The sequence below is a fragment of the Corynebacterium amycolatum SK46 genome (genome assembly GCF_000173655.1).
GTDB lineage: Bacteria > Actinomycetota > Actinomycetes > Mycobacteriales > Mycobacteriaceae > Corynebacterium > Corynebacterium amycolatum_A.
This window is the reverse complement of record NZ_ABZU01000018.1, coordinates 19,303-43,281: the sequence shown is the minus strand read 5'-3', so window position 1 is coordinate 43,281 and position 23,979 is coordinate 19,303. Positions and strand designations below refer to the sequence as shown.

Genomic DNA, 23,979 nt, shown 5'->3' with positions numbered 1-23,979 from the left:
AGGAACAACTGCGAAACACCCCTAGACAGGCCCCTGAGAGCAATTAAAACGCCCCCTGATGTGAATGAACTAGCCACCAAGAGTTTCACTTAGAAATTCCGATTCAAGCTTGAAAAAACATAGGCTCCCTGGCTCCTACCCCGCCACGCACTCTTGCGTGCTGATCGCCCCGTAGTTATCCATCGCCTCATCAATGTGTGGCTGGACCTCGGCGTGCGTCAGCGCGTAACCAGTCTGGTCATTGTTCACACCGGCACCGAATACCAAGCCCAGGATCTGCCCCTGCGGCGTAATCAGAGGGCCGCCCGAGTTACCGTGGCGCACATCCGCCTTCAGAACATAGGACTGGCGCTCATGCCGAGTCGACGAATAAATATCCGGGCCTCGAATAATGATGTTCTCCGTCACGCGCGCAGGCGTGGCTTTAAAGGGCCCGGACTCGGGAAAGCCCAGCACTACCGCGTCATCGCCCAGACGAGCTTCCTGGTCCGCCCACTGCATGGGTTCCAGGGGTAGGTCGGTGGTTCGGAGCAGGGCGACGTCGTCAAGCGGATCGTAGTGCACGACGTTTGCGTCAGCCATGCCGACCACGGTTTCCAGCCGAACAGTGGCGGCGCCGGCGACCACGTGCGCGTTTGTCAGAATCAAATCCGGCGCGATGACAAAGCCCGTGCCCTGCAGCAAGCGTTCGCACTGCGGGGCCTCCCCCAAGACGCGGACGATGGACGGTCGAATACTGTCGACGACACCTTGTGAAATCACATTGGGGTCGGCGGGTTCATCGGGGACGTTCTGCTTGTAGCCGAATGGCGGAGCGATGGCGGGCATTCCATCATCGCGGAGCTGACGGAGGATGCCACTGAAGCCGTCGCTCCATTCGTCGGGCGCGACCTGGTCAATGAGGTTCATGCCCTTGGACTCACGCACCCAGTCGGCGAACTGCCCGGGCACGGCGGTGGCCAGGGGTACGGCGATCATCCACGTCACTACCAGCGCCGTCACGGACTGCACGATGGCACCGAGGCTCGAATCCAGGCCGACGGCCAACGGCGAGCGAATGGTATTCCGCAGCGACTGCCCTGCCACTGTTCCCACCGCATGACCAATCAGCGCGAATAAAATCACCGTGCCGAGGCCCAGAAGAACCTTTCCCGACTGGTTCTCGACCTGCGCCATAGCTAGCGGCGCCAAGGGCACACCAATAACCAAGCCCAGGACAACGCCCAAAATGGCCATAATTGATGAAACGGCGCCCTGCTGCCAGCCAACGACGAGCGCGAAAATGAAAACCGCCAGCAGCGCAACGTCAAACACAGCGATTGCAGGCATCATCGTCGGCCTCCCTTCAGTACGGACAGTTTTTCACCATTAGCGGAACGCGCGAGCACCGGCAAAAGTTTCTGTACGTTGGTGTCGTCCCACGGTTCCGACCAGCCGGCCACATCCAGCAAGTAGGACAGCACGCCGCCGGTAAAGCCCCAAACGACGAAGTCACCAACCTTAAATGCCGGTCCTGTCCAGCCGTGATAGCCCAGCATCATGCGGTTCTCCGGATTCGTGAGATGGCTAATTGGCACATTGAGCACCGATTCCGTCTCTGCAGGGTCGACCACACGCAGCGGATGCGGTGCATGCCAGTACGCCAACACCGGATTGACCGCGAAGCCAGTCCGCGAAATGTCAATCGAGTCCAGCACCCGCACCGGCGTCACCGTCTCTCGGTTCAGGCCGGTTTCTTCCTCGGCTTCACGCAGCGCGGTATCGATTTCATCCACGTCCTCGGGATCGACACGACCGCCCGGAAAAGCCATCTGGCCTGCATGCTTACGCAGGGTTGTCGCCCTGTGTGTAAGCACCACGCTGGCGTCCTCCGGCCGCTGGTGCGCCTCCGCATCACCGCTGAGCAGCACCAACACCGCCGACCGCGCAGGATTCCGCAACGGTTTCTCCTGCGTCGAGGAGTCTCGCCGCAACTTCGCAAACGCGCGCTTCACGCTTGACGACGAAGCGGAGCGACCGGCCACCTGCTGCTCCGAGTGGCTGGTGCTGCTGGCGTGGCTGGTGCTGCTGGCGTGGCCCGCCGCGTCATGATCAGCACTGACCAGGTGCGGCGGCAAACTGTTGGTCAACCACTTCGGCAGATACAGCCCCGAGCTTGCGTCGCGATTCCACGACTGTCCCTGAGTCACTTCAATGCACCTCGCACGAGATCAGTAATCTGCTGCGCATCGGTGAATTCACCAGGATGAATGGCCGCCACCGTGCCATCTGCCTTAAACACCACGGTGATGGGCACAACTCGCGGTAGATTCAACGCTGGTCCGACCACGTCGACCATGTCCGAGTAGGTCGGTAGCTTTACTCCGATTTCCTGCAGGAAGGCCTGGCCACGCCCCGCCTCGCGAGCCGCATGCACCGTCGCCACCTGCACGTCCGGATTGTCCTTGGCCCATTGCTCAATAAGCGGTAGCTCTTGGCGACACGGCGCACAGTTCCACGCCCAGACATTAAGCACCGTCGGCTTACCCTCAACGACCTGCCCCATGTCCACCAGTTCCGCTTGGTCTGCCTCGTTGTCCTGGCCCGCCGGGTCTCCCGACTCCGCCAACAGCGGCAAGCGCACACCAGCCAGCGAGCCACTACCCGCTACCGCCGCGATCTCATCCTTCGACATCGCTGGTGCTGCCGGCGCACCATCCACTTCACCATCACGGCCAGTGCCATCACGGCCAGCGCCATCCGCACCGACACTCACACCCGATCCGGTCCCACCACCATCGGCCTCGTCATTGCCACCAGTGGTATTCACAATCGCGAAAACCACCAGCCCCACAATGCTAATTCCCGCGATGAGCAGAGTAATCAGCGATGCCGAACGGTTAACGTCCGCCTGCCGATCCTCATAGTGGCCACCATTGTGACTACGACCGCCCTGCTCATTCACGAAAAGTGCTCCTCGACTAGTCCTGTGTCGCTGTGGTGTTGCGCGCGCTATCCCCGTCGTCAAGCGCGGAAAGTTCCTCCCCACTGTAGCCGTCATTAAGACCGGCCAGGTAGAGAAGCCATTCCCTGTCATCTGACTTGATCAGCTTTTCCGCCGTCTCCGGCTCCGCCGGACCCGCGACGCCATACGACGGGCAATCCGCCGCCAAGAAGCACGCCCCGCATGCCGCCCGGCGCGAATGGCACACCCTGCGACCGTGGAAAATCAGGCGATGCGAGAACCACGTCCATTCCGCGCGCGGCAGCACCTCCATCATCTCGTGCTCCACGCGCACCGGATCCTCCTGCTCTGTGAGGCCCATGCGCCGCACCAGACGCCCAAAATGCGTATCGACCGTCAACCCCGGCACCCCAAAAGCATTCCCCAGCACCACATTCGCGGTCTTGCGCCCCACGCCCGGCAGCTTCACCAGCTCATCCAACGTGCCCGGGACCTCGCCGCCGTGCTGCTCCATCACCCCCTGCGCAAAACCGATGATGTTCGCAGCCTTATTCCTATAGAAACCTGTCGGCCTAACGAGCTCCTCGACCTCTTCCTGGTTCGCAACCGCCAAATCGGCCGGGCTGGGGTACCTAGCGAACAGCGCCGGCGTAGTCATATTCACCCGCACGTCCGTACACTGCGCCGACAGAATCGTCGCCACCGCGAGCTCATACGGATTACGAAAGTCCAGCTCACAGTGAGCATTCGGGTACGCCACCGCCAGCGTGCGATTAATCCGCCGCGCGCGCCGCACCATACCCAGGCGCGTCTCCTTCCCCCGCGCCGCAGGATGCGCCCCCACCGCCCGACGCTTCTTCGATGTCAGGGATCCCTGCGGGTGCGTGGGCTGGGGTTTGCTGATCTGGTGCGTGCTTAACTGGTGCTTGCTTAACGACGATGCCTTGCCGGTCGTATCCATGGTCGTAGTGTATCGGCTACCCCGGATTGCAATTCGCGTGTGCACCTTTCGCGGGCCGAATCCTTAGATTCGTCCGGGATGCGGATAAAACCGGTAGCGGCTCGGGCATATTCGGTCAAAACCAAAAAAGTCATACCCAACCGCAACTTAGAACACTGTTAGCAGATTATTGGCTAGAAATACACAGTTCAGCGGCTTTTCACCAGAATTCCCCACAGTCGCAGTGGCTCTTTTGCTACAGTGGTGCTTATCACATCTTGGTGACGGCGTAGTTTTTGGGATGCATCTGTAGTGGCGATTTGCCGTGAAATTCGTCCAGGGATGAACCTGCCTTGAAAGCTGGCAGCGGCGTTACCGGGAAAGACCGAAAGTAGTGGGACGGGGCAGTTTCTCTTCCTGTTTGACCACTGCAATTTGTAGTCGAGTGTTAATTTGGTGGCTGCTGGCCTGTATTTACGGTGGTTAGTGGCCCAAGACAGGAGAATTTTACCGTGGATGACGTCAAGGAGATTCTCTCCCGGGCCGGTGTATTTCAGGGAGTTGACCAGGAGGCTGTGCAGGCCCTGCTCGGTGAGCTCGAGACGGTTCGCTTCCCGCGTGGAACCACCATCTTCAATGAGGGTGAGCCGGGCGATCGGCTCTACATCATTATTGATGGCAAGGTGAAGCTGGCTCGTCGCTCAGCCGACGGTCGTGAAAACCTGTTGACCATCATGGGCCCGTCCGACATGTTCGGCGAGCTCTCCATCTTCGATCCGGGCCCGCGCACCTCCTCGGCGGTCTGCGTCACTGAGGTTTCCGCCGCGTCCATGAGCGCCGATCAGCTGCAGGAATGGGTTGGTTCACACCCTGATGTTCCAGCTCAGCTGTTGCGCATGCTAGCCCGCCGTCTGCGCCGCACCAACAATTCGCTGGCCGATCTCATCTTCACCGACGTCCCAGGTCGCGTAGCCAAGTCCCTGCTTCAGCTGGCTAATCGTTTCGGTGTTCAGGAAGGTTCTGCTCTCCGTGTGAACCACGACCTGACTCAGGAGGAAATCGCACAGCTCGTCGGTGCCTCCCGAGAGACCGTTAACAAGGCTCTGGCAGAGTTCGCCCACCGCGGCTGGATCCGCCTTGAGGGCAAGTCCGTGCTCATCTCCGATACGGAGCGTTTGGCTCGACGCGCACGCTAGCTTGTGGCGCCTGTGGCGCTTGTTAGCTTGTTAGCTTGTTAGCTTGTTGCGCACGTTAGCTTGTGGCGCTGCCCAACGACTCACATCCCGCAGCCTCTGCTTTTGGTTCCTCGGTTCCCGTAGGAGCACATGAAACGCATGAGGCTCGCGGGATTTTTGTTGTCTTCCCCGCTGGCCTGGCATGCTGGCCTGGCATGCTGACCTGGCATGCTGGGCTGGCATACTGGCCCCACCCCACCGGCCGAATTATGGCCAAGCTTGGCTCACTTATCGATGCTTCCCGCTTTTTCTGCCACTTATCGACGCTTTCCCGGCACCTATCGATGCACCATTCACCGATTTCTCCCCGTATCAATCACTTGTCGATGCGCTGTTCACTTATGCGTGCGCTATAGCTCATCGACAAGTGGATACCTCATCGATAAGTGATTGAGCTGGCCCCGACGAGGCCATGCCACCCCAACCAGCACTAGCCCCACCCCAACCAGCACTAGCCCCACCCCAACCAGCACTAGACCAAACCCACCCCAGCAAAAACAAAAAGCGCGCAACCCACAAAACTGCAGGTCACACGCTCTTTTCATGCGGCGACTCAAGCCCGACTCAAGCTCAGCCCAAGCCCGACTCAAGCTCAGCTTCAGCCAAGTCTCAATTAAGCCCAGCCCAGCAACCGGCCAAAGCCGAAGCCAAAACCGAAGCCAAAGCCCAGCAACTACTCCCCGTGATCGCGCAGGTAGCGCAGGGTCACACGCGTCGACTGCTCAGCAGCATGACGCAGCACCGGATCGACATCGGTGTAAATCTCATCCACAATCTGGTCGACCGTAGCTTCGTCGCCCAGCTTGGCAACGGCATCCTTCACCTGCTGCAGGCGCAACTTACGACGCTCAATGTACTTCTGCGTCATTACAGTGATGTCCGGCAGGTCAGCACCATGACCAGGCAGCAGACGAACACCCTTGCCACGCGAATCCAGCATTTTCAGGGTTTCCATGTACTTACCCAGGTCGCCGTCGGTCTCCGAGATCATAGTGGTGTGGCGGCCAGCGATTGTGTCACCGGTAACGATGCCCTCAACATCGTCCTCGCCATCACCAGTGTGGATGAAGAAGCAGACGGAATCAGCGGTGTGACCAGGGGTTGCCACGACCTCAATCTGTGGAGTCACTCCGTCGAGGACGATACGTTCGCCGTCGACAAGCGGATCCTGACCTCCCGCGCAGTACTGAGACTCCAGCTCACGAATCGGCGCGCCGGTGAGCTGGCGGAAACGTGCGGCGCCATCAGCATGGTCGCCATGACGGTGCGTCAGCAGAATCAACGCAACGTCGCCGGCATAACGCTGGAGGACGTTCAGGTGTCCCTCGTCCTCCGGACCCGGATCGATGACAATGCTGCGGCTATCCCCCTCAGCCTTAATAACGTAGGAGTTCGTACCCTCCAGCGAAGAGTAGCTGGGGTTCGGGCACAGAACGACGCCCACAGACTGAGAAATCTGACGCAGTTGGCTATACGCAGGATGCTCCATGTCCCCTATCCTACGTGGTTGCGCAATCCGGGGAGCGCGCCACGTCGTCCAATTCGGCTCATTTGGGTGTAAGCACGCTTTACGACGACCCGGAGAACGCAGCATCCCCGCTGCTCACGGCAGCAAAAACAGTAGCTACTGGGCTACTTCAACGATGATCTCGACTTCCACGGGAGCGTCCAGCGGAAGCTGATTCACACCCACTGCCGAACGAGCGTGCTGGCCGCGTTCACCAAAGACGTCGCCGAAGAGTTCCGAGGCTCCATTGATAACGCCCGGCTGACCAGTGAATCCGGCGGCGGAGTTGACGAAGCCGACGACCTTCACGATGCGGGTGACATTGTCGAGACCGACCTCGGCATCGACTGCGGCCAAAGCGTTGAGAGCGCAGGTACGGGCGGCCTCCTTGGCCTCCTCAGCAGTGACTTCTGCGCCGACATGGCCGACGTGGGTGAGCTCGCCGTTAACGAATGGGAGCTGGCCGGAAGTAAAAACGAGGTTGCCTGTGCGCGTTGCGGGTACGTAGGCCGCAACTGGCGCGGCAACTGCAGGCAGGGTAAGCCCCAGGGCCTCGAGGGCCTGGGAAGGAGTGCGAGATTCAGAGTTGCTCATTTTAGTTAAGCCTTTCCACGGCGGCTGGGAACCGGGCGAATAAAGCCGGACAAAGCAAGATGGCAGCCAACAGTGAGTCAGCTGCCAATCGAAAGCACAACCGCCGTTGTTAGTTAGGTATTAGACGCCGAGGTAATTAGTCAGCCTTGGGGCGCTTGAAGTAACCAACGTGGTTTTCGCCGGTCGGGCCGGGCAGAACAGTGACGAGTTCCCAGCCGTCCTCACCAAAGTTGTCCAGGATGGCCTTGGTGTTGTGAATGAGCAGCGGTGCGGTGAAGTATTCCCATTTAGTAGTCATGGAAGCTACTTTATCTGTCCCCCAGCCTCGCGCGCTGGGGGTTCAGTTTTACTTCGGTCTAAGTTCGGTTTTTACTTAGCCAGCTTTGCCTTGCGCTGAGCTGCGTACTGCTCAGCGTAGAAGTCGGCCCACGAAGTAATTTCCGGGTGCTCGCGCAGCATTGCGCGGCGCTGACGCTCGGTCAGGCCACCCCAGACGCCGAACTCGACGCGGTTATCCAGAGCGTCGGCACGGCACTGCAGAACCACTGGGCAGTGGCGGCAGATAACTGCGGCTTCGCGCTGTGCGGCGCCGCGAACGAACAACTTATCCGGGTCAATATCGCGGCACTTAGCGCGCGGGACCCACTCCTGACGATCGCGGAAGCTCTCTACACCGAGCTCGTAGTCTGGCGTAGTAGCAGTGCGGTTGCGATCGGGAATCGTGGCGGTCATTGTAGCCTCCTCGTGCCTGCGATTTTCGTTATTTCGAAATAGTTTCAACTAAATAGTGCTGAAATTTTGTTGTAAGTCTATTCACACCACCCAAATAATGTCGATTGGGTCACACTGCGAGGGTGGACGTGGCGCAGCTCTAAATGCAACGATGCAGGTGGAGCAACTTTTTCCAACAAAAGGACGGGGGTGATTTGCGTCACTATGAAAATCTTTTTCCAGAAACCACCACACGACGAGTTGCCCGGTATTGTAAGGGCGCTCGTAGCACTCCTCCCCGGTCGCCAGGCGTTTTTCTGGACTCGCCGGGCATGTCTCTAGGCAGATTTTCGAAAACTCACTTCGGCTCAATCCGCCCTACCTTGTAGTGTGATTGCTGTGAATAAAGGTTCGACGCTGTTCAAGCTCTCCGTTGCCACTGTGTTGGCGGCGTTGATTATGGCCAGCGCCCTCTTTCCTCTTGTGGGCGGCTCGGCCTACTTCGTCGCGCGCACGGCTGATGAATTCGCGTCGGCGTCGCGGTCGGTGATTTCTAAGGACGCACCAGGGGTCACCACTATTACGGATCGTAATGATCAGCCAATTGCGTGGCTCTATGATCAGCGGCGGTTTAATGTGCCGTCGGAACGCATCTCGCCAGCTATGAAGGATGCGCTGGTCAGCGTGGAAGATAGGCGCTTTTATGAGCACTCTGGTGTGGACTGGAAGGGCACTGCTCGTGCGGCGGTAAAGAACTTCATGTCTCAGTCGGTGCAGGAAGGTGCCTCCACGATTGAGCAGCAGTTGATTAAGAACCACACGCTGCTCGTGGACGCGCAGTCAGAGTCGGAGCGCCGCGCTGCTACTGCCACGGATTATGGCCGCAAGATCCGCGAGATTCGCATCGCGTTGGACCTGGAAGATGAGCTGACGAAAGACGAAATTCTGACTAAGTACCTGAACTTGGTCCCCTTCGGCAATGGCGCTTTCGGCGTGGAAGCTGCAGCTCAGACATACTTCGGTATTCCCGCGTCGGATTTGAATGTCCCGCAGGCCGCTCTGCTTGCGGGCATGGTTCAGCAGTCCTCCGGGCTCGATCCGTATACAAATCCGGAAGGTGCGCATGCACGGCGTAACGACGTGCTTGCGGCCATGGAATCCACGGGGGCAATTGGCCCGCAGGAGGCTCAGGACGCCAAGGCAGCTGACCTCGGCATCCTCCCGGAGCCTCAGCGCCTGCCGCAGGGTTGCATCGCGGCGGGCGATCGGGGTTTCTTCTGTGACTATGTGGTCTCCTACCTGGAGAACCACGGCATTGAGACCGAAAAGCTCAAGCGCGGTGGCTTCCATGTGAAGACCACGCTGGACCCGCGTGTACAGGACAGCGTGCAGGAGTCGCTGCGTCAGCAGGCATCACCGACGGCGGATGGCGCAGCCGAGGTTATGAGTTTGCTTGAACCTGGGGATGACTCCAGGAAGTTGCTCGCGATGGCGTCGTCACGCGTATACGGCCTCGATGCAGAGCAAATGCAGACCGTGCAGCCGCAGCCATTTACGCCGGTGGGCAATGGCGCGGGCTCGATTTTTAAGATTTTCGCAGCGACATCGGCGGTGGAAAAGGGGCTGGGTATTGATACCCACTTCCCGGTGCCGCGTCGTTATGAGGCCTCTGGGCTGGGCACCGGTGGCGCAGAAGGCTGCCCGCCGGGCCTGTACTGCGTGGAAAATGTAGGCAGTTTCCCGCCGTCGATGTCGCTGCGCGAGACTCTCGCACGGTCGCCGAATACCCCTTTTATTCAGATTTCGGAGCTGGTCGGTGTCGATGGCGTGATGGACATGGCGGTACGCCTGGGCATGCGCTCATACACGGAGCCAGGCAGTTTTGATGGTGAGTCCTCGGTGGCGAACTATGTCTCCGAGCATAAGCTCGGCTCGTTCGTGCTGGGTCCGACATCGGTGAACAACCTTGAGCTGTCCAATGTCGCTGCCACCCTGGCCAGCAATGGCCGCTGGTGCGAGCCCTCTCCGATTGAGTCGATCACGGACTCCAAGGGCAATGCGGTGAAGCTGAATGTGCCACCCTGCGAGCAGGCGGTGGAGCCGGGGGTCGCGCACGCGATTGCTAATGCGCTCAGCAATGATGCCATCGATGGCACCGCGAAGGATGCCGCGAAGGAGCTGAATTGGGAAGGCCCCGTCGCGGCTAAGACCGGTACCACCGAGTCGAACCAGTCCGCGGCATTTCTGGGCTTCACCGGCGGCCTGGCCGGATCGGTTTACGCCTACAACGACACCCCGACGGTCACGGAGCTGTGCACGTCACCGCTGCGCCAGTGCCCGAGCGGCAACCTCTTTGGTGGTCGTGAGCCCGCGCGGACATGGTTCGGCGCAGTCGGCCCGGTTATCGAGGACTATGGCGGAAAGAACCTCCCACCACTGGATTCGGACTACGGCCTCGGCACCTCGATCACCCAAATGCCGAATGTGGTGGGCATGCAGAAGGCAGAGGCTCGGGAGACCCTGAAGAAGGCTGGCTACAAGGTAGAGGAACGCACAGTCTCCCTCACGGGCGAGTCGCGCGGAATCGTGGTCGGACTGGATCAGCCGCCGCTGCTTCTCAAGGGTGGCACCGTCACGATTCGCGTGGCCGATGGCACCCGCCGTCCGACCCCGCCACCAGCGCCGTCGCCGCGGCCGGAGTCGACGACGCCCCGGCCGAATCCACTACCGCAGTTCCCCCGCCCGAACACTCCGCCAGCGCCGAGCTTGCGGGATCTGATTCCGCTGCTGCCGTTCTAGTTCGCTTTAGTTCGCTCTGGGAGGCAGCTCCAGTTCGCCCCCCCAAAAAAAAGAAACAGGTACAACGCATATCGCCGAAAAGGGAAACGGCGAAAGGTCGCGTTAGCCCTGCAGGGCAGCCTTAACGGCCTCGGAAAGCCGCTTGCCATCGACCTGGCCAGCGGCCTTTTCCTTAGCCACCTTCATAACCTGGCCCATGATCTTCATGCTCGGCGCGTCATCACCAGCAACCTCGGCCACGGATTCCGCGACGAGGTTCTTCACGGCGTCGTCGTCAAGCTGTTCCGGCTGGTAGCGGGCGAAAACCTCTGCTTCGGCGAGCTCGGCGTCGGCGAGTTCCTGGCGGCCGTTCTCGGCGTACATCTCAGCGGACTCGCGACGCTTCTTGACCTCCCGCTCAATCACACGCAGCACCTCTTCATCGGTGAGCTCGTGTTTGGAGCCGGAGACCTCCTCGGTCTGGATGGCGGCCTTCAGCATGCGCAGCGCCGCAACGGTTTCCTTGTCGCGGGCCTTCATTGCGGCGGTCATATCGGAGACAATTGTGTTCTTCAGTTCACTCATACGCCCTAGATTACCGCTGTAGTTGATAGTGTCTCTGTCATGACATCGCGCGCTTTTTCCAACCGAATTCTGCGGTCTGCCGCAGCCATCGCCACGCTCGGCTTGACGACGTTCATCTACGCGAACCAAATCGAATTGCGCGCATTTAAACTCCACCGTGTGCAAGTTCCCGTGCTGGCACCCGGCACGCTCGCCCGGGCGGGAAAGCGCGAGGGTGAGCCTTTCCGGATTCTGCATGTCTCCGACTTCCACATGCTCCCCAACCAGAAGCTGAAGCAGAAGTGGGTTGCCAGCCTCGATGCTCTGAACCCTGACCTGGTGATTAATACCGGCGACAACCTGGGAAGCGACAAGGCCGTCCCCAGTGTCCTCGCAGCGCTCGGCCCCCTACTGAACCGTCCGGGTGCCTTCGTGTTTGGTACAAATGACTACTTCGCGCCGCGGCCTGTCAATCCGCTGAAGTACCTGACGGGTAAGAAGCGCAAGCCCTCACGCGTCGAGCTGCCGTGGCGTGGAATGCGCGCTGCGTTTATTGAGCACGGCTGGCAGGATGCCACCCATGCCCGGCTGGAGTTTGTGGCGGGTGGCGTGAAGGTGGCGCTGTCCGGTGTGGATGACCCCCATCACGAGTTGGAGGACTATTCGCAGATCGCCGGTGCCCCGAATGCGGATGCCGACATCGCTATCGGCCTGTCGCACTCCCCTGAACCCCACGTGTTGGATGCTTTTGCGGAAGATGGCTACGACCTGGTGCTTTCTGGACACACTCACGGCGGCCAAGTGTGCCTGCCCGGAGGGAAGGCCATTGTGACCAACTGCGGTATCGACCGCTCGCGGGCCTCGGGATTGTCGCGCTGGACCGAGAAGACGTGGCTGCATGTCTCCAATGGCCTTGGCACTTCCCCTTACGCCCCGGTGCGCTTGTTCTGCCGCCCATCCGCGACCTTGATTGAGGTTGTGGAGCGGGATTCGTAGTTCGTAGTCCGTCGGGGTGCAGTTCGTAGTTTGTAAGGGCGCGGCGGAGACCGCGGCTTGTCCCCACAGCCCGTTAAGCAGGCGTTTTGCATTCTGACTCAGCGTCGGGCTAAAGTAAGTCCTCGCAAGCACAGCACTGAGACGTATGTTCCCAGTTTGTGTCTGCGGCCTCGGGGTATGGCGCAGCTTGGTAGCGCGCTTCGTTCGGGACGAAGAGGCCGTGGGTTCAAATCCCGCTACCCCGACCAAGTAGAAACCCTCTCTCACCTGGAATTATCCAAGTGAGGGAGGGTTTTGTCGTTGGCTGCTGAACCCTACTTTTCGCCGCCGTTCAGGGTTGATAGCCAAAGAGTGTGTCTGACTCTCAAGATAGCGACTAGTCAGACCCCAACTGCGGCAGCACCACAGCCCGGGGTTACGTGGCAAAACTGTCAACCCGAAAACTCCGGGGCTGCAAATGTGAAACTGTCTGAGTTTATGACACTTTCAGACCATTTTTAGGGCCATTTTTGACATAAACGCAGTCAGTAACTCGTATCAATCCAACGCCACCAGCCATAAACGCAGTCAGCAACTCGGATCGACATCCCGTTCATCACTCGTTCCTATGTATTTTCACTACTGGATTCACAGAGCCTTTCCCCGCTCCCCCGAATGCCCCTTTCACCCCGCGTGGAGCATTTTCGTGGCTGTTAGTCTGTAGAAGTACGAACCTTTTTAACAGCAATGTGAAAGTAGCCCCCAAGTGACGCACCTGGCAGCAGCTCTGGCATCAGCCAGCTCCTTTACAGCCAGTCCGCCGTCGGCGACCGCACCACCAGACCAGACATTGGCTTCTGAGTTTGCGTCCGGCGGCGTATCGGCAACATTGAATTCTTTAGATTCCGTTCTTTCTGCCCCGGCAACGATTACCGCCCAAGCAAGCAGCTCCGCAGAGCACGCAACAACGCTCGCAGCTCAAGCCACCCAAGCTGCCCAAGCCTCCGCCAACAGCCTGACCCTCCTTTCGGTCCCGCTGTTGGTCGCGGTTGCCTTGGCGCTGACCCCGCTGTTTGTGAAGCTCCTTGGTCGTCACGCAGGCTGGCCCATCGTCGCGTTTTTTCTCGCGTCGGTGGTCCAGCTTTCGCGTGTAACGGGCGATGTCCTCGACGGCACCACCTTCACCTGGTCCCGCGTTTGGTCCCCGGAGCTGAACGCGGCGTTTGCGCTGAAGCTCGATCCCCTCTCCATGGTGTTTAGTTTCTTGGCGCTGTTGGTGGGCTCGATAGTTTTCATCTACTCCACCGCGTATTTGCCGCCGAAGAAATCCGCGATGAGCTTCTACGTCCTGATGACGGCGTTCATGCTGGCGGTTTTGCTCCTCGTGCTTGCCGACGACATCATGCTCCTCTTCATCGGGTGGGAGTTGGTCTCGATGGCGTCGTTCCTGCTCATTGCAAGATCGGGCTCGTCGGGCGAGTTGGGCTCGTTGCGCACACTTCTGCTGACCTTCACCGGTGGCCTGTTGCTTCTGGCCGCCCTCGGCGGTGCTGTGTGGCTAACCGGTTCCACGAACCTCACCGAGGTTTTGGCTTCGCCTGAGTGGGAGGCCAACCCGGCAGCGCGCAGCCTCATTGCCGCGCTGGTGGCCCTGGGCGCTTTCACGAAGGCAGCTCAGTTCCCCTTCCACGCCTGGCTTCCAGAGGCCATGGCGGCGGCAACTCCCGTCTCGGCTTTCTTGCACGCTGCGGCCGTCGTCAAGGCGGGCGTTTACCTGCTGATGCGTTTTTCCACGGTCTTCGCGGACGTGCGCGTGTGGCAGTTGCTGCTGATCGTCATGGGTATGTGGACGGCTGTTGCCACGGCCTACTTCGCGCTGCAGCAGACTGACCTGAAGAAGCTGATTGCGTACTCGACGGTCTCGCAGTTGGGTTGGATTGTCGCCACGATTGGTGTGGGCACGAGGTTCGCAATTATGGCTGCGGTTGTGCACACCATTGCGCACGCGATGTTTAAGTCTTCGCTGTTCATGATGGCTGGCGTGGTTGACCATCAGGCGGGCACGCGCGACATTCGCCGCTTGGGTCCGCTGTGGAAGCAGATGCCGTGGAGCTTTGGCTCGATGATTTTCGGCGCAGCATCGATGGCGGCAATTCCGCCGTTCTTCGGCTTTATGTCGAAGGAAGGCATGCTGACCGCGTTCGACGGTGCGCCGCTGAGCAACACCGGTGTGATCATCCTGCTGACGGTGGCGGCGATTGGTGCGATTGGTACTTTCGCGTACTCGGCACGTTTGGTGTTCGGTGCGTTTGTGGATGGTCCGCGCAACGTTGACCACATCACTGAGGCTCCAATTTCGCTGTGGCTCCCGGCTGCCATCCCTGGCCTGCTGAGCCTGCCAGCGGCCTTCGCTGCCGGCGCTATTTTGAACCGTCCGCTGGACCGCGTGGCCGATACGGTCGGTCAGCTTCCGGCTGGCACGACTCAGGAATCGCACTTGAGCCTGTGGCACGGCGTGAATGTGCCGCTGATTATCTCTGTGATTGTGCTGGCTGTCGGCGTGGGCTTCATCTTCACTCGCGCCCGCATAGGCGCCGTCATGGCCGACCGCAAGCTCTTCCCGTTCACCGGCGTGGAGGCAATCAATGCGTCGCTGAGCGTCTCGCAGCGTGTGGGTCGCTCGCTGGCGAAGATGGCGCGTTCGCATCAGCCGTCGCGTCACCTGTTGCCGCTGCTTGGTCTGCTCGCGGTGTACGCCCTGGCCATTGCAATCGCTCCGGGTGTCGGCGGCGCTCCGGTGCTGCCGAAGATTGACGACATCGACCACCTGACCGATCTGATTCCGCTGGTCGTTGTCCTGATTGGTGTGTGGGCCACGCTTCGGGCAAAGAACCGTCTGCAGGCGGCTGTGCTGCTCAGCGTCACCGGTGTCGGCGTCACATTGCAGATTCTCCTGCTGGGCGCACCAGATGTGGCATTGACGCAGTTCATGGTGGAAATACTGACTGTCGTGCTGATGATGCTGGTGCTGCGCTTCCAGCCGCGCGCGTTCTCTGAGACCTCAAAGAACCGCCAGGCTTCCGCCGCGGTCGTGGCAGTTGCCGTGGGCTTGGCTACGTTCGGCGCGGTGTGGTTCCTCACTGGCCGTCGTCAGTTGCCTGAGGTTGCGCAGTGGTACATCGACAACACTGAGAAGGTCACGGGCGAAACCAATATTGTCAACGTGATCCTGGTTGAGTTCCGTGCTTTCGATACCATGGGTGAGCTGGCGGTTCTCGGTATGGCGGGCGTCGCGATGGCGGCGGTTGTCACGTCGATGCCTCGCTTCCCGCACCTGCTCGATCAGCCCTCCCCGCTTGCGGAGCCCGCTCTGAACTCCATCATGATGCGCTGGCTGGTCCGCTGGCTGTCGCCGGTCCTTTTCGTCCTGTCTGCTGTGGTTCTCTACCGCGGCGGTACCGCTCCGGGCGGCGGCTTCAACGCGGCGCTGATTGGCGCCGCTGCCGTCATGCTGATTTACCTGTCCAAGGACCGCGACGAGCTGGTCTTCGGCAAGAAGACCCCAGTGGCGCTCAGCGCTGCGGGTGTCATCACGGCAATCGTCACGGGCTTCATCGGATTCGCCAAGGGGTCGTTCTTGGCACCGCTGTACGGCGAGTTCCTGGGCCAGCACCTCACCACGGCATTGCTTTTCGACGTCGGCGTGTACCTGGCCGTCATCGGCATTGTGGCAACCGCGCTGAATCTCCTGGGCGGCCCGAACCGTCCTGGTATGACCGGGTCGGACGATGTGCTGCAGGATCTCTACTCAGACCGCTCGAGCTTGCGGGTGCCGCCGGAGATGGGCGTGTTCGCCTCAGAAACGGAGAGCACCCCTGCCCCAGCTCATGCCACCGTTGAGGAGGCCAAGAAGTGATTATCGCCATCATGGCTGCCGTCCTCGCAGGCGGTGGCACGTACCTGGTGCTACAGCGCGGCATGCTGCGCACCATTATCGGTATGACTCTGATTTCGCATGCCGCCAACCTGATTATTTTGTCCACGGGTGTCGGTGCCTGGCGCGGCGAGCCACTGCTGGGCAACGAAGCCACTGCGGGCGCTGGCGCTGCCGAGCAGATGGCTGACCCGTTGCCGCAGGCATTCGTGCTGACGGCCATCGTGATCACCATGGCTGTGACCGCCTTCATGCTGGCACTGGCTGGTTTGGGCCGCGATGACGACACTCGTATCCATGAGGACCGCGAGGCTATGCGGCAGCTGTCGACGGCTGGTCGTCGTGCGGGTAAGAATGTTCCGGCGGACTCGGACTCCACGGTCACCGGTACCCCAGGGGTCTCTTCGGCTCCGGATAAGTTCCCGCGCGAGACTCCTTTCGGCGGTGACGAGAAATGGTAGAAGCCTCTGCAATGACCTCTGCAATGTCTCCTTCAACTCTGTCTTCACTACTGCCACTGTTTGCGGCACTGCCGCTGATTTTGTCGGCAGTCACAGCCATCCTGCCGAAGCTGTGGATGCGAGCGACGATGGGCATCGCCGTTCCGGCCCTATCGTCGCTGGCTGCGTTTTGGGTGATGTTCTACGTCACTGAAAACGGCCCGGTCGGCCATGGTGTGGGTGCGTTCCCCGGTGGTATCTCGATTCCTTTCTTGGCGGACACGTTCTCCATGCTGATGCTGGGCGTGGCCGCAGCTGTGGTCGCCATCGGTAACTGGTTCGCCCACGTCGCGGGTGAAAACACCTCGCGGTTCTTCCCCTCCCTGACGCTGATGATGTTGGCCGGCATGTCGGGTGCGTTCCTGACTGCCGATCTGTTCAACTTCTTCGTGTTCATGGAGGTCATGCTGCTGCCCTCCTACGGCCTGATTGCAGTAACCGGTACCTGGCACCGCCTGGCTGCTGGTCGTAACTTCGTGCTGGTCAACCTCTTGACCTCCACGGTGCTGCTGATTGGCGTCGCGCTGATCTACGGCTCGGCGGGCAATGTGAACATCGCAATGCTGGCCGACATGGCCAGCGAGGGCGGCCCTGGCGGCACGGGTGTGGTCGCGTTGGGCATTGTCATCATCGCACTATGTGTGAAGGCTGGTTTGGTTCCGGCGCACACTTGGTTGCCGAGGACGTACCCGTCGACAAGCCCTGCGGTGATGGCGCTGTTCTCTGCGGTGCATACGAAGGTTGCGGTGTACATGCTGTTCCGCATCTACGTCGTGATTGTGGGCATGAACCCCTCCTGGCACTGGCCGATCATTATCATCATGGCGATCTCGATGCTGGTTGGCGCGTTTGCGGGTCTCGCGGAGAACACCATGCGTGAAGTGCTGGCCTACCAGATGGTCACGGGTATGCCGTTCATTCTGATTGTGCTGGCGTTCACGGATGCTAACGACGGCCAGGGCGCCAAGGCGGCACTGGCTGCGGGTGTTTTCTACGCAATCCACCACATGGTGACTGTCGGTGCCCTCATCCTGGGCTCCGGTGCGGTGGAAGAGACCTACGGTACGGGTACGCTGTCCAGGCTTTCTGGGCTTGCTCGCCGCGACCAAGCAGTCGCTTGGGTGATGGCGGCGATGAGCTTCTCCATTGTTGGTTTCCCGCCATTTTCCGGTGTGTGGGGCAAGGTGGGCATTGTCTTTGCCTCTGCCGCTACTGGCGATGCCCGTTCGATTGTCGCAATCACCGCAATCATCGTGGCCTCGCTGGGCTCGCTGCTGGCCATGATTCGGCTGTGGCGCGCGGTCTTCTGGGGCCGCCCCATGCAGGGCGTGGATGATTCGGTTCGCGTTCCGGGCGCGCTGGTTGCGCCGTCCGCCATGCTGGCAATTGTTTCTGTGGCGATGTTTGTCGCGGTCGGCGCCGTCACTTGGGCGACTACCGGTGCGGCTGATGCGCTGCTGAATATTGATGGCTACCGCGAGGCCACTCTCGGCGGGGTTGAAAACGCCATCGGAGGTATTTACTGATGAAGTTCCTGCATGTTATCCGCTATTCCCTCTGGCTGGTCTGGCAGGTTGTTGTGGCTGCGACAGACGTGGTGCGTGATACGCTGCGCCCGCACCAGAAGCAGCAGCCGGTGCTCATTGGGCTGCCGCTGCGTGTGACGTCTGACCTGGAGGTCACTCTCTTTGCCGAGTCCATCACCATGACTCCTGGCACTCTAGTCTGTGGTGCCCGCGAGACCGATGTGGGACGGTTGTTTATCATCCATGCGATCTTCGGTGCCGACCTGGACGCGCTGTACGACTCCCTCTACGACATGGAGGAGCACCTTGTTCCCAGCCTCCGCGATGTCCCCCGCCCGAAGGCGTTCGTCTTCGAGGAGTACAACGCGGACAAGTTCATTGACCCGGATGCCGTCGTCGGCGTTGCCGCTGAGGTCGACCATGGTCTGCCGCTGCCGGATGGCATTGCCTCCAAAGGCGAAGATAAAGGAGCACGCTCATGAATGACACATTGATCGATCCCACCGCAGTACAGGTAATCAGTGGCATTGGCATTGCTCTATGTTCAGTGGCGCTGCTTGTGGGCGTGGTGCTGATCTTCCGGGTCAAGGGCAATGTCTCACGCGCAGTGCTTTCCGACGCTGCCTTCTACCCCATGGTGGGAGTGTTCCTCACAACTGCCATGCTGCGGACTACGGCCATCACTTTCGATATTGCAATGCTGGCGGGCTTGCTTGGCATTTTGTCGACCGTGGGCCTGGCCCGAGTTATTTCCCGTGGCCGCCGCTAAGACCGATTAAGGACGAATCGCAATATGAGTATCGCTTCAATTCTTGTAACTATATTGTTTGCCGTGCTGGTCATTGGCGGATCTTTGTACCTGCTCCTGGCGGGCGTGGCCATGTGGCGCTCTAAAGATGCCCTGAGCCGGTTGAACCAGCTTTCAGCCGGAATCATGGTGGGCATCCCCGCACTGGTGATTGCCAACTTGATCCTAGAGGCCGACCAGGGCGATCTGACGTGGGGAAAGACACTTACTGCCATTCTGGCCATTGTTGCTGTCCTGGTCGTCGCTACTGTCGCCTCCGAGGTACTTGGACGCGCGGTGCTGGGTGCCCGTGATGGCTCCGCTGAGGACTACGTGCCGGAGCGGTAGCTAGCGGCACGGGAAGCGTCCCCGCATACGCCGCTTCCGGCCGGTTTCAGAGCAGCCTCTCAGTGCTCTCCAAGACCCCCTTTGGGCCACCCACCCTACCCAAAAGGGGGTATTTTTCCCCACACTTTTGGCCTCCCACAATGTGATGTACCTCTCATGGGATATGAGTCGCTCGTTAACCCCGTTTATGCCCCTAAATTGAGTGGCAGTTTTCGCCGTTAACTAACCCTTGGTTTCCCTTAGTTAGGTTGCCCTTGGTTATCATTTTTGATGAATTCGCCGTTTGCCTGCACCTTTGTGACACCAAGAACAAAACAATCAATGCAATCCCGGTAAATATAAGGAAAACAACACTTTTGTCATCCGATATTCAGGCAGAGACCGGGTTCGTCCCGACCGACTCAAAACCGCCCACTTTCCAAAATTTTTAGATGGATTTGAGCGTTCTTTAGGGGCCGCAACCGACCGGAGGCGGACCGAGCCACCTATTTTTTCATTGCAGCCCCTTGCCCCATCGGTTAACTTAATTTCTGTGAGTTCGCCAAGAGCGACTCAAAATCTTTACCCCCGAGAACCTAAGGATTTTCTCATGTCCTGCTCCGCAGAAGATATCGCAACCATCCTCGAAGCTCTTCCGGCAGTCACCGTCGAGAGCCCGCTGCCGGCTTTCGAGCAGCTGGCTGGCAACGACGTCAACTTCGCCAACGTTGGTGGCGACCTGAACCTGCCGTTCGGTAACGACTTCCTGGACATCTCCGTCACCGACGACCACTCCACCACCGACTCCCACGACGTCACCGTCTCCGACTTCCTGAACCCGGAGACCACCGTTGAACAGAACGACCAGCGTCAGTTCGATTTCCTGAACCCGAACATTGGCGTTAACCCAGGCAAGTAAGCTCCCGGGCTTCATGGCAGGACAATAGCTCCGCCAATCCTTGACACAATAAACCGCGAGTCTCTAATAAAGACTGCGGTTTATTGTTCAGTTAAAACCGATATTCTTCATTTCGTTACTGTCTAAAGGAACACCAAAAATGGACGTCACTCCTATCGTTGAGGTTCTGGAAGCAATGCCTTCCGGCCCGACCGTCAACGTCACCGTCGAGATTAACCCGACCATCGATGGTGATCTGACCTTGCTAGAAACCGGTGACTGGAACGCTCCGTTCGGCCGCGACTTCATGGACATCAACATCACGAACGATCAGTCCACGAAGAATGACAACTCCACTCACGTCACCGGCGTCGAGGCTGATAGTGTCTCCGACGCTGCCGAACAGGGTCGAGAGGCGTCCGAGTCCGCCGAAGAGGCTGACGAGGCTACAGCTGCTCCGAAGTCGCTTTTCAACGGCTCCCCAAGCCTGCCGGGCATCGGAGCCTAAAACAGCTCACACTTAGGGTTGTTCCTTAGCCGCCCAAACCGGGTCGGCGTGCAGGCAACCACCAAGCCCGTGGCTGTCATGCACAGACAGAATTTTTAAATAAGCGTTAGCCCTGCAGCTGGTCAAACCATCTGCAGGGCTAACGCTTTTCTATTTACTTTGACCTACCGCGTGACTGTGCAGCTCTACTCTGCGGTTTTACTGCACAGCCCCACGCGGCTGCCTTACTTCATTGCTTTACTTCGTTGCCTTGAAGCGCTTTTCCACCTCAGCACCGAGCCAGGAATCAACGTTGGTCCAGTACTGGTAGACACGCTGCTCCACCTCTGGGGAAACGCCCTGCATGGCACCGACGATGTTGTCTGCCAAGCGATCGCGCTCGGCATCGTCCATCACGTTGCGAACAAGGTCGCCTGCCTGCGAGAAGTCATCATCCTCGGGGTGCTGGACGTACGCTCCGGCGTAGAACTCTTCGCCCACGCTTTCCCACTGGCCAAAGGTGCCAGCGTCAACCTGGCCCGCGTGACCGGAGTGCACTGGGCAGCCAGCGGCCTTGGCGGCAGCCGCTGTATCGGCCTCCGGGCCGCGTCCGGTGGCGTTGGAGCCATGAACCGGCAGGTTCGGGTCCGCGTAGTGGTAGGTGCCGTAGCCATCCTGCGAGAAGGAATTCACTGGGCAGCGCGGCTGGTTCACCGGCAGCTGGTCATGGTTGACACCAAGACGGTAGCGGTGCGCATCAGCGTAGGAGAACACACGAGCCAGCAGCATCTTATCCGGGGAGAAGCCAACACCCGGGACGGTATTCGACGGCGCGAATGCGGCCTGCTCAATCTCGGCAAAGAAGTTGCCCGGATTGCGGTTCAGGGTGAAGTGACCGACCGGAATCAGCGGGTAGTCCTTCTGCGACCAGGTCTTGGTCAGGTCGAACGGGTTCACCTTGTAGCTGGCGGCCTCGTCGTAAGGCATAATCTGCACCTTGACGTCCCAGGTTGGGTAGTCGCCGCGCTCAATCGCCTCGAAGAGATCCTGGCGAGCATGGTCGGTGTTTTCGCCTACCAGCTCAGCGGCCTCATCATCCGTCAGGAAGTCCCAGCCCTGGCGAGTCTTAAAGTGGTACTTAACCCAGAAACGCTCACCTTCAGCGTTAATCCACTGGTAGGTGTGGGAACCGAAGCCGTCCATATGACGGAAGTCCTTCGGAATACCACGGTCACCCATCAAGTACGTGACCTGGTGAGCGGACTCCGGAGAGGCAGTCCAGAAATCCCACTGCATATTGGCATCGCGCAGACCCGTATCCGGCAGGCGCTTCTGAGAGTGGATGAAGTCCGGGAACTTAATGCCATCGCGGATAAAGAACACTGGAGTGTTGTTGCCCACGATGTCGAGGTTGCCCTCTTCGGTATAGAACTTCAGCGAAAAGCCACGCACGTCACGCCAACCATCCGGGGAGCCCTGCTCACCAGCGACAGTGGAGAATCGCGCCAGCATCGGAGTGACAGTGTTCGGCTGGAAGACGGCAGCCTTGGTGTACTTGGAGACGTCCTCGGTGACGGTCAGCTCACCGAAAGCACCTGCACCCTTAGCGTGAACAACGCGCTCCGGAATGCGCTCACGGTTGAAGTGCGCGAGTTTTTCCAGCAGGTGGACGTCGTGGAGGTTAATACCTCCCTGTAGGCCATTGGTTTGCGAGTGCTGCTCTGTAGGAACCGGCGCACCGTTGAGACGAGTGGTCGGACCATTGGAGCCTTCATAGAGAATCGACATGGGGGCGTTTCCTCCTAAAGACAAGGGCTAGATGACAGTCACAACATGCCCTGACGTTTTCCACCCTACACGAAGTTTCACCTTTTTTCCTATTAGTTGCCCGCGATTGATATGTGGACTTAATTATTAGTCCGATTAGGTTCGCTGTATCGGCGACAAACAACCGACCCCAAAAAGGACAGATTTCCCCAAGGAAAACCACACACAATGACCGTCGAAAAGCACTTACTGCGCTTTCAAGCAATACCTATCAGCAGTGAATAAAAGGTATAGCCAGCACTACCACTGCCCGCAGGCGTTGAGGGTAGGATTTTTCGCGTACCACGCTGTCAATTTGGATTTTGATCGGATACTTCTGCAGACATGAAAAAACAAGGGAGGGGCGCAAAAGCGCTCACAATCTTCAAGTACACGCTGGCGTTGCTGGCGACCATTGCGCTTCTCAAGATCGCATTCTTCCCCGCTAACGACGAGGACTATGCGCAAGCAACCGGTGATTTCTCCCAACCCACCACGGAGCTATCCCCTCAGCGGATCAATAACACGCAGAAGCTGTCTGCCACCATCGTCCCGGATGAGCCCACGGTGATCCGCGCCAACGCGTCTGGTGAAATCACTGACGCCTTTGTCAACAGCGGTGGCAACGCCGTAGAGGGGCAAAACCTGCTCCAAGTGAAGAAGACCTCGGTGTCCGAGACTGCCAGCACCTCCGGCGGCGCGGATTCCGATGATGAAAGCGCCGCAGCCGCTGTGCCCGAAACCACCGTAACCTGGGGCAACATCACCGCTAAGGCTTCTGGCACTGTGCAGTGGGATATCGTCATTGGCCAGACGGTCGAGATTGGCCAGGAAATTGGCACCATTTCGCCGAATAGCTTCCACGCCGTAGCACCTATCAAGCCGAGCCAGCTGTACACGCTGGGAGACTCGATTAACAATGGCCGCCTCGCTATCACCGATGGCCCGGCACCGTTTTTGTGTGATTCGGTGAAGACGGTCACGGGAAGTGGCGCGGGCTCGCAAGGCGCTGGCGCTGGTGCCGGAGACGGCGCTGGCATGGGTGCCGCCGCTGCCGGTAATTCCTCGGGCGGCCCACAGCTGCGCTGCGATATTCCCGCAGATCAGACCGTCTACGAAGGTGTTCCCGCAACGCTGATTCTTGGCAGCGGCACGACCTCGGAGGTTCCAGCACTGCCAGTGACCGCCGTGGAGGGACGCTTCCGCGAAGGTGTTGTCTACGCTCCAGCTAAGGATGGCGGCAAGCCCACCAAGATCAAGGTCGAGCTGGGCGCCAATGATGGCACTTTCATTGAAATCAAGCGTGGTCTGAAGGAAGGCCAGCAGGTTTTGGAGTACGTGCCTTCCTACAAGAACGAGTTCGCTGGCGACGGCAGCGGCGACGGCACTGGCACCGGCGCTGGTGATGGCAGTGACACTGGCTTCGATGAGTCCGGCGATGACGCTGGCTCTGAAAAGTAGGCCCG

At 59.4% G+C, this 23,979-nt stretch carries 22 protein-coding genes and 1 tRNA gene; 13 read left to right on the top strand and 10 right to left on the bottom strand.

Translation table 11 applies throughout. The features are described from left to right. Positions 1-135 precede the first annotated feature (135 nt). Genes CORAM0001_RS09675 through nth form a run of 4 tightly spaced genes read right to left on the bottom strand, consistent with a single transcriptional unit; the run spans position 136 to position 3,788 of the window. The gene (locus tag CORAM0001_RS09675; RefSeq protein ID WP_005511677.1) at positions 136-1,332 is read right to left on the bottom strand and encodes a MarP family serine protease; all 1,197 of its coding nucleotides are present in this window, start codon (positions 1,330-1,332) and stop codon (positions 136-138) included. Then, the gene (locus CORAM0001_RS09670; RefSeq protein ID WP_005511686.1) at positions 1,329-2,189 is read right to left on the bottom strand and encodes an NUDIX hydrolase; all 861 of its coding nucleotides are present in this window, start codon (positions 2,187-2,189) and stop codon (positions 1,329-1,331) included. The genes CORAM0001_RS09675 and CORAM0001_RS09670 overlap by 4 nt, the downstream gene beginning before the upstream one ends. Next, positions 2,186-2,944 carry a TlpA family protein disulfide reductase gene (locus CORAM0001_RS09665; RefSeq protein ID WP_005511662.1) on the bottom strand — a complete coding sequence of 253 codons (759 nt, stop codon included), beginning with the start codon at positions 2,942-2,944 and terminating at the stop codon, positions 2,186-2,188. The genes CORAM0001_RS09670 and CORAM0001_RS09665 overlap by 4 nt, the downstream gene beginning before the upstream one ends. A 16-nt stretch (positions 2,945-2,960) precedes the next feature. Then, positions 2,961-3,788: an endonuclease III gene (gene nth / locus CORAM0001_RS09660; protein WP_425265869.1), complete on the bottom strand. Its 828-nt coding sequence runs from the start codon at positions 3,786-3,788 to the stop codon at positions 2,961-2,963. A gap of 608 nt (positions 3,789-4,396) precedes the next feature. Here nth and glxR point away from each other — a divergent pair. Then, on the top strand, positions 4,397-5,080 hold the full coding sequence (glxR, locus tag CORAM0001_RS09655; protein WP_005511668.1) for a CRP-like cAMP-activated global transcriptional regulator GlxR: 684 nt from the start codon (positions 4,397-4,399) through the stop codon (positions 5,078-5,080). Between the two features lie 712 nt (positions 5,081-5,792). Here glxR and CORAM0001_RS09650 read toward each other — a convergent pair. From CORAM0001_RS09650 to CORAM0001_RS09640, 4 genes are all read right to left on the bottom strand, one after another. After that, a complete protein-coding gene (locus tag CORAM0001_RS09650; RefSeq protein ID WP_005511689.1) occupies positions 5,793-6,608 on the bottom strand; it encodes an MBL fold metallo-hydrolase in 816 nt (271 codons plus the stop codon). A 135-nt stretch (positions 6,609-6,743) separates the two neighbouring features. Then, positions 6,744-7,220, bottom strand: a complete 477-nt coding sequence (locus tag CORAM0001_RS09645) for a RidA family protein (RefSeq protein ID WP_005511683.1) — start codon at positions 7,218-7,220, stop codon at positions 6,744-6,746. A 136-nt stretch (positions 7,221-7,356) separates the two neighbouring features. After that, on the bottom strand, positions 7,357-7,518 hold the full coding sequence (sp36, locus tag CORAM0001_RS11215) for a Sp36 family protein (protein WP_005511670.1): 162 nt from the start codon (positions 7,516-7,518) through the stop codon (positions 7,357-7,359). Between the two features lie 71 nt (positions 7,519-7,589). Further along, on the bottom strand, positions 7,590-7,952 hold the full coding sequence (locus CORAM0001_RS09640) for a WhiB family transcriptional regulator (protein WP_005511664.1): 363 nt from the start codon (positions 7,950-7,952) through the stop codon (positions 7,590-7,592). A gap of 369 nt (positions 7,953-8,321) precedes the next feature. Between CORAM0001_RS09640 and CORAM0001_RS09635 the strand changes: the two genes are divergently transcribed. Then, the gene (locus tag CORAM0001_RS09635) at positions 8,322-10,730 is read left to right on the top strand and encodes a transglycosylase domain-containing protein (protein WP_005511658.1); all 2,409 of its coding nucleotides are present in this window, start codon (positions 8,322-8,324) and stop codon (positions 10,728-10,730) included. A 102-nt stretch (positions 10,731-10,832) separates the two neighbouring features. Here CORAM0001_RS09635 and CORAM0001_RS09630 read toward each other — a convergent pair whose 3' ends face one another. Continuing rightward, a complete protein-coding gene (locus CORAM0001_RS09630) occupies positions 10,833-11,294 on the bottom strand; it encodes a GatB/YqeY domain-containing protein (RefSeq protein WP_005511696.1) in 462 nt (153 codons plus the stop codon). 39 nt (positions 11,295-11,333) lie between these two features. On the opposite strand from CORAM0001_RS09630, the gene CORAM0001_RS09625 reads away from it, so the two are divergent. From CORAM0001_RS09625 to CORAM0001_RS09580, 10 genes are all read left to right on the top strand, one after another. Then, the gene (locus CORAM0001_RS09625; protein WP_005511702.1) at positions 11,334-12,269 is read left to right on the top strand and encodes a metallophosphoesterase; all 936 of its coding nucleotides are present in this window, start codon (positions 11,334-11,336) and stop codon (positions 12,267-12,269) included. Positions 12,270-12,440: 171 nt separating this feature from the next. Then, a tRNA-Pro gene (locus CORAM0001_RS09620) sits at positions 12,441-12,517 on the top strand. A 497-nt stretch (positions 12,518-13,014) separates the two neighbouring features. After that, the gene (locus CORAM0001_RS09615) at positions 13,015-16,164 is read left to right on the top strand and encodes a DUF4040 family protein (protein ID WP_005511674.1); all 3,150 of its coding nucleotides are present in this window, start codon (positions 13,015-13,017) and stop codon (positions 16,162-16,164) included. Then, positions 16,161-16,643 carry a sodium:proton antiporter gene (locus tag CORAM0001_RS09610; RefSeq protein WP_005511661.1) on the top strand — a complete coding sequence of 161 codons (483 nt, stop codon included), beginning with the start codon at positions 16,161-16,163 and terminating at the stop codon, positions 16,641-16,643. The genes CORAM0001_RS09615 and CORAM0001_RS09610 overlap by 4 nt, the downstream gene beginning before the upstream one ends. A gap of 23 nt (positions 16,644-16,666) precedes the next feature. Further along, positions 16,667-18,208, top strand: coding sequence for a monovalent cation/H+ antiporter subunit D family protein (locus tag CORAM0001_RS09605; protein ID WP_244262054.1), 1,542 nt, complete (start codon positions 16,667-16,669; stop codon positions 18,206-18,208). Next, complete coding sequence (locus CORAM0001_RS09600; protein ID WP_005511700.1) at positions 18,208-18,690, top strand: Na+/H+ antiporter subunit E; 483 nt, start codon at positions 18,208-18,210, stop codon at positions 18,688-18,690. The genes CORAM0001_RS09605 and CORAM0001_RS09600 overlap by 1 nt, the downstream gene beginning before the upstream one ends. Then, on the top strand, positions 18,687-18,977 hold the full coding sequence (locus CORAM0001_RS09595; RefSeq protein WP_005511667.1) for a monovalent cation/H+ antiporter complex subunit F: 291 nt from the start codon (positions 18,687-18,689) through the stop codon (positions 18,975-18,977). Before CORAM0001_RS09600 ends, CORAM0001_RS09595 begins: the two co-directional genes overlap by 4 nt. A gap of 24 nt (positions 18,978-19,001) precedes the next feature. Continuing rightward, complete coding sequence (locus CORAM0001_RS09590) at positions 19,002-19,343, top strand: monovalent cation/H(+) antiporter subunit G (protein ID WP_005511698.1); 342 nt, start codon at positions 19,002-19,004, stop codon at positions 19,341-19,343. Between the two features lie 589 nt (positions 19,344-19,932). Continuing rightward, entirely contained in the window at positions 19,933-20,241 is a 309-nt protein-coding gene (locus CORAM0001_RS09585) for a hypothetical protein (RefSeq protein ID WP_005511688.1), read from the top strand. A 139-nt stretch (positions 20,242-20,380) separates the two neighbouring features. Next, a complete protein-coding gene (locus CORAM0001_RS09580) occupies positions 20,381-20,728 on the top strand; it encodes a hypothetical protein (protein ID WP_005511697.1) in 348 nt (115 codons plus the stop codon). A 237-nt stretch (positions 20,729-20,965) separates the two neighbouring features. Here CORAM0001_RS09580 and CORAM0001_RS09575 read toward each other — a convergent pair whose 3' ends face one another. Beyond that, positions 20,966-22,495 carry a catalase gene (locus CORAM0001_RS09575; RefSeq protein ID WP_005511680.1) on the bottom strand — a complete coding sequence of 510 codons (1,530 nt, stop codon included), beginning with the start codon at positions 22,493-22,495 and terminating at the stop codon, positions 20,966-20,968. 363 nt (positions 22,496-22,858) lie between these two features. Between CORAM0001_RS09575 and CORAM0001_RS09570 the strand changes: the two genes are divergently transcribed. Beyond that, positions 22,859-23,974, top strand: coding sequence for an efflux RND transporter periplasmic adaptor subunit (locus CORAM0001_RS09570; RefSeq protein ID WP_005511706.1), 1,116 nt, complete (start codon positions 22,859-22,861; stop codon positions 23,972-23,974). Positions 23,975-23,979 lie beyond the last annotated feature (5 nt).

Excerpts from the sequence above, each read along its gene's own strand:
- CORAM0001_RS09675 (WP_005511677.1), bottom strand. The coding sequence starts at position 1,332 with ATGATGCCTGCAATCGCTGTGTTTGACGTTGCGCTGCTGGCGGTTTTC.
- CORAM0001_RS09650 (WP_005511689.1), bottom strand. The coding sequence starts at position 6,608 with ATGGAGCATCCTGCGTATAGCCAACTGCGTCAGATTTCTCAGTCTGTG.
- CORAM0001_RS09645 (WP_005511683.1), bottom strand. The coding sequence starts at position 7,220 with ATGAGCAACTCTGAATCTCGCACTCCTTCCCAGGCCCTCGAGGCCCTG.
- sp36 (WP_005511670.1), bottom strand. The coding sequence starts at position 7,518 with ATGACTACTAAATGGGAATACTTCACCGCACCGCTGCTCATTCACAAC.
- CORAM0001_RS09640 (WP_005511664.1), bottom strand. The coding sequence starts at position 7,952 with ATGACCGCCACGATTCCCGATCGCAACCGCACTGCTACTACGCCAGAC.
- CORAM0001_RS09630 (WP_005511696.1), bottom strand. The coding sequence starts at position 11,294 with ATGAGTGAACTGAAGAACACAATTGTCTCCGATATGACCGCCGCAATG.
- CORAM0001_RS09625 (WP_005511702.1), top strand. The coding sequence starts at position 11,334 with ATGACATCGCGCGCTTTTTCCAACCGAATTCTGCGGTCTGCCGCAGCC.
- CORAM0001_RS09605 (WP_244262054.1), top strand. The coding sequence starts at position 16,667 with ATGTCTCCTTCAACTCTGTCTTCACTACTGCCACTGTTTGCGGCACTG.
- CORAM0001_RS09600 (WP_005511700.1), top strand. The coding sequence starts at position 18,208 with ATGAAGTTCCTGCATGTTATCCGCTATTCCCTCTGGCTGGTCTGGCAG.
- CORAM0001_RS09595 (WP_005511667.1), top strand. The coding sequence starts at position 18,687 with ATGAATGACACATTGATCGATCCCACCGCAGTACAGGTAATCAGTGGC.
- CORAM0001_RS09590 (WP_005511698.1), top strand. The coding sequence starts at position 19,002 with ATGAGTATCGCTTCAATTCTTGTAACTATATTGTTTGCCGTGCTGGTC.
- CORAM0001_RS09585 (WP_005511688.1), top strand. The coding sequence starts at position 19,933 with ATGTCCTGCTCCGCAGAAGATATCGCAACCATCCTCGAAGCTCTTCCG.
- CORAM0001_RS09580 (WP_005511697.1), top strand. The coding sequence starts at position 20,381 with ATGGACGTCACTCCTATCGTTGAGGTTCTGGAAGCAATGCCTTCCGGC.
- CORAM0001_RS09575 (WP_005511680.1), bottom strand. The coding sequence starts at position 22,495 with ATGTCGATTCTCTATGAAGGCTCCAATGGTCCGACCACTCGTCTCAAC.
- CORAM0001_RS09570 (WP_005511706.1), top strand. The coding sequence starts at position 22,859 with ATGAAAAAACAAGGGAGGGGCGCAAAAGCGCTCACAATCTTCAAGTAC.